Source organism: Rhizobacter sp. P1_G5, from assembly GCF_056405435.1.
In genome coordinates this window covers 1-4,507 of the sequence record NZ_JBFUCB010000507.1, presented here as the reverse complement: position 1 = coordinate 4,507, position 4,507 = coordinate 1, and the positions used below count along the sequence as shown (strand labels likewise).

6 protein-coding genes are annotated in these 4,507 nt (G+C 70.7%); 3 read left to right on the top strand and 3 right to left on the bottom strand.

What is annotated here, in order from left to right; genetic code table 11:
* Together AC1D12_RS25665 and AC1D12_RS25660 are read left to right on the top strand one after the other, a co-directional pair.
* The coding region (locus AC1D12_RS25665; RefSeq protein ID WP_477843744.1) for a hypothetical protein at positions 1-645 on the top strand (645 nt) is incomplete at its 5' end.
* Between the two features lie 217 nt (positions 646-862).
* Positions 863-1,630 (top strand): transglutaminase family protein, encoded by a 768-nt coding sequence (locus tag AC1D12_RS25660; protein WP_477843742.1) that lies wholly within the window; start codon positions 863-865, stop codon positions 1,628-1,630.
* A 22-nt stretch (positions 1,631-1,652) separates the two neighbouring features.
* Here AC1D12_RS25660 and AC1D12_RS25655 read toward each other — a convergent pair whose 3' ends face one another.
* A complete protein-coding gene (locus AC1D12_RS25655; protein WP_465111865.1) occupies positions 1,653-1,910 on the bottom strand; it encodes a hypothetical protein in 258 nt (85 codons plus the stop codon).
* Positions 1,911-2,090: 180 nt separating this feature from the next.
* Between AC1D12_RS25655 and AC1D12_RS25650 the strand changes: the two genes are divergently transcribed.
* Positions 2,091-2,771, top strand: coding sequence for a GNAT family N-acetyltransferase (locus AC1D12_RS25650; RefSeq protein ID WP_477843740.1), 681 nt, complete (start codon positions 2,091-2,093; stop codon positions 2,769-2,771).
* On the opposite strand, the gene AC1D12_RS25645 is transcribed toward AC1D12_RS25650, so the two are convergent.
* Together AC1D12_RS25645 and AC1D12_RS25640 are read right to left on the bottom strand one after the other, a co-directional pair.
* Positions 2,729-3,367, bottom strand: coding sequence for a transglutaminase-like cysteine peptidase (locus AC1D12_RS25645; protein ID WP_477843738.1), 639 nt, complete (start codon positions 3,365-3,367; stop codon positions 2,729-2,731). The two genes, AC1D12_RS25650 and AC1D12_RS25645, sit on opposite strands and share 43 nt — an antisense overlap.
* Positions 3,368-3,620: 253 nt before the next feature.
* Positions 3,621-4,507 (bottom strand): gamma-glutamyltransferase family protein (locus AC1D12_RS25640; protein ID WP_477843736.1); only part of this gene is annotated, 887 nt, incomplete at its 5' end.

Here is a 4,507-nt window from a genome sequence, read left to right as displayed (position 1 = left end):
CTGCTGCCCGGCCGGTGGGCGCTGAAGACCGAGCACACCGAGGTGAGCGACCCGGCCTTCGAGTTCAGCGCCGACTCGGGTGTCGACACCACCCAGCGCACGCTGCTGATGAAGTACCACTACCGCAGCCTCGACGACCATGTGCCGCCGGCCCGGCTCGCGGCCTACATCGCCCATCTCGAGGAGGCACGCGACCAGGTGGGCTATCGCCTCGACCCGCCCAAGCCGGGCGCCAAGCCGACGACCGAGGGGCGCATCGGCGTCATGGCGTGCCTGCTCGCGGCGCTGCTGGTCGCGATCCTGTGGGCCCTGAGCAGCGAGGTGACGCACGACAACCGGCTCGAGGACACCGGCCCGCCGCAGGCCCCGCTGCCGAATTGGCGGCTGCTCGCGGTGGGCGCCGTGCTGTCGTGGGGGCCGTGGCTGATGTGCGGGGTCGTGGCGGTGGCGATCTGGGCCTTCGACAGGCACTTCGGCATGTCAACGGTGCTGCTCGCGTCGTGCATGCTCATCCTCGCCGCATGGCTGCGGCACCAATGGAGCGCAGAGTGGCGGGCCTGGTCGGCACGGCGCACCCGCGACGCCGCGCGTCTCGAGCGAATCGCCGGCTGGTTGCGCGTGCCGGAGTTGCCTGCATCACCGTAGGCACATGACCGATCGTCAGCATCATTGACAGAACAAGGACAAATCTCCCAAAGCACTCGGCCTTCTCTGCACATTCACTGCAAGCTCGCTGGCTAGCGTCCACCCGCTGGCCACACAACGCGCACGCAGGGGCGTGCGCACCAGCATTCAACGCAGGGTGCGCACGATGTCGAAGACTCCTCTTCTCTTCGCGGGCTGGTTGTTGTTGTCGGCCTCATTGATCTCTCCACTTTGGATCTGTCACGCCGAGCTGCAGCCGCCGCCCGACGCCGACCTGCAGGCCGTCCAGGCCTGGCTGCAGCGCCCCGAGGCCGATCTCGACCTCGGCGAGGTCAAGCTGGCGATCGACAAGCGGGTCGAGCCACGCATCGACCTGGACGCCATGCGCAGCCGGCTCGACGCCATCGCCGGGCAGGTGCTGGAGATGCTGCCGCCGGCGCCGACCCGCCATGAGCGCTTCGAAGCGCTGCACGCCTACCTCTATCGCGCCGGCGACTGGAACGGCCAGCGCCCCTTCCTGCGCGCCACCGACGACCCGGGCTGCCGTGACATCGCCACCAAGCTGCTCGCCACCCACCTCGTCACGCGGCGCGGCAACTGCGTGTCGATGGCGATGCTGGTCACGATCGTCGGCCAGCGGCTCGGCCTGGACATCAGCCTCGCGACCTCGCCGCAGCAGCTGGGCGTGCTCTACCGCGACGAAGGCGGCGTGCTGCGCATCCTCGACCCGGCCTCGGGCGAGTTGAAGGCCGACACGACCCGGCCGCGCGGGGCGGCGCCGGTCACCGCATTGCGCGCGCTCACGCGCCGCGAATCCGCCGTGTTCGCGGCGCAGCTGCTGGTGGAGAACCTGGCCCGCCTGCCCGGCCAGGAGTCGCGCCGCGCCGCGCTGGCCGAGCTGCTGCGCGTGAACGATCCGCGGCACGTCGCGATGCAGCCCGTCGCGCCCACGGCCCAGGTGGCACAGCGCGAACGCGTGCGCTGAAGCGCCGCTCTCGGCAGCGATCTCAGCGCCGGCTCGCGATCCAGCGTTCGACATGAGCGTCCAGCACCGACAGCGGCGGCTGGTCGTCGAAGCGGTTGTCGCCGGCCAGCGTCGCGGTGTAGCCCGGGTCGAGCCGGGCCTGTGCGTCGTGGTACTGACGGGCCAGTGTCGCGAGCGCCGCGGCCGGATCGGCGGCGACCGGTGCAGCATCGACGGGCGGCTGGAACAGCGCCAGCACGCCGCTGAGGATGGCGACCCACAGGGTGCGGTTCAGGATCATGGTGCAGCGTCCTTTCAGCGGTGGCAGCGCACGAAGGCGCAGGGCAAGCGCGGCAGGATACGCGCGCACCCCGCACGAAATTGTCAGGAGTGTTCGGCCGCGCGTCAGGAGGCCCGCCGCCATGCCCCTCGTCCGCGCGGACGCCACGCGATGTCGTATCGTCAACCGATGGACTCACAGATGGAATCCCACCTCGACAACGTCTTCTGGCACGCGCTGAGCGGCCCGCAGCTGCGCTTTTCAAGCGGCTCGGCACGCGCGCGGCGTTATGCGCCCGGCCTGTCGCCGATCTTCGCGTTCGCCGACCTGACGCGGCCGGACTTCGACAGCCTCTCGCCGCACTGCGACCTCGGCGAACACCTCTACATCGCCGACTGGCGCGGGCCGGTGCCACGCGACTGGCAGCTGCACGTCGAGACGACGATGCACCGCATGGTCTGGCACGCCGATGCGCCGCCGGACGACCTGCTGCCCGACGCGGTCCGGCTCGGCCCCGAGCATGCCGCGCAGGCGATGGCGCTGGCCGCGCTGACACGCCCCGGCCCGTTCGGGCCGCGCACCATCGAGCTCGGCGAGTACTTCGGCTGCTTCGACGGCGGCCGGCTGGTCGCGATGGCCGGCGAGCGCTCCAACGCCGGCACGCTGCGCGAGATCAGCGGCGTCTGCACGCACCCGGAGTTCCAGGGGCGCGGCTTCGCGCGCCAGCTGATGAACAAGCTCGTGCGGCGGCAGGTGACGCGCGGCGAGACGCCCTTCCTGCACGTGATGTGCAGCAACGAGGCGGCGCATGCGCTGTACCAGCGCATGGGCTTTCGCGATCACCGCGATCCGGTGACGGTGCGCGTGCTGTCGAGGCTGTAGGCGGCGACCGGCCCGGCGGCCGCCATGCGGTCGAGCACGCGCGCCCACGCGGTGATGCGCCGCGGCTCGCGCGCCGGCTCGCCACGCTCCAGGCCGCGCCAGATGCCGGCTTCGTTGAAGCTGATCAGCACCTGCAGGTCGGGCCGGCGCGACAGCGGGTGCACGGCATCGAGCAGGTTGTCGAGGATCAGCGGATCGCCGTCGGCCTCGCCGGGCGGCAGCCAGGCCAGCACCATGTGGCGCTGCCGCGTCCCGGACGGGCCGCCGATGCGGACCTCGGCGTACGCGATGCGCAGCTGGTCGGCCGGCAGGCCGGCGGCGACCAGGCTGAAGTACTTCGCGATCGCGTAGTCCACGCAGTCGCCACTGCCGCGCTCGCGCACTTCGTCGGTCGTGGCCCAGGGGGCAGCCGGTTCGCGGCGGCGTGGGTCGCCGTCGTACACGATGCGGTGGTTGACGGACGCATTGCGCGCAGCAAGCAGCAAGGGGGTCTGCGCCGGATCGGCAGGCTGCGCCGTGGAGGGCAAGGCCGCGAGCATCAGCACCGCGCACAGCAGGGAAGCGAGGAGGCGGGCAAGAAGGTGGATCGGTTTCATCGAAGCGGGACGATGCCCGCCAAAGATGGACAACCGATGCAGATCGGCCAGACAAAGCGCCGACGACGCGTCCACGTGGCGCGGCATCCCGGCAAGGCGTCCCTGGTGAGGCACGCGCGACGCGATCGGTCCCATGGCGGGCTCCACGTCATGGCCCGCGTGAACAGGCCCGGTGAACTGCAGTGCCGGATTTTGCGCCTCGGCGGCGCGGGCCCCGATCCTCAATGTTGAGGATGGGGGCCATCCGGCAGGTTCAGAACACCACGGCCTGCCCGTCCCGCCGCGCGTCGCTCGCGGCCACGTAGCCTTCGCTGCCCGGGTCGCCGAGCCGCCAGATGAACTGGCCGGCGCCGAAATCCTGGTACGAGTCGTTGATGACTTCCATGCGGTGGCCGCGCTCGGCGAGGCCCTGCACCGTCGCCGGGTTCATCGAACGCTCGACGTTGATCTCCAGCCCCTGGTTGAAGCGCCAGCGCGGCGCATCGCAGGCGGCCTGCGGGTGCTGGCGGTAGTCGAGCATGCGCACCAGCGTCTGCAGGTGGCCTTGCGGCTGCATGTTGGCGCCCATCACGCCGAAGCTCATCTGCGGACGGCCGTCGCGCGTGAGGAAGGCCGGGATGATCGTGTGGAACGGCCGCTTGCCCGGTGCCACCTGGTTGGCGCTGCCGTCGGCCAGGCTGAAGCCGTGCCCGCGGTTCTGCATCGACAGCCCGTACCCCGGCACCACCACGCCCGAGCCGAAGCCCATGTAGTTGCTCTGGATGAAGCTCACCATCATGCCGCTCTCGTCGGCCGCGCTCAGGTAGATGGTGCCGCCCTTCACCGGGTTGCCGGCGCCGAAATCCTGCGCGCGCTTCATGTCGATCAGCTTCGCGCGCGACGCGAGGTAGGCGCCGTCCAGCAGCTGCGCCGCCGTCACCTCCATGCTGGCCGGCTCGGCGACGAAGCGGTACACGTCGGCGAACGCGAGCTTCATCGCCTCGATCTGCAGGTGCTGCGAATCGACGCCGTCGACCGCCAGCCTCTCCAGGTCGAAGTTCGACAGGATGCCCAGCGCGATCAGCGCCGCGATGCCCTGCCCGTTCGGCGGGATCTCGTGCAGCACGTGGTCGCGGTAGGCCTGGCCGATCGGTGCCACCC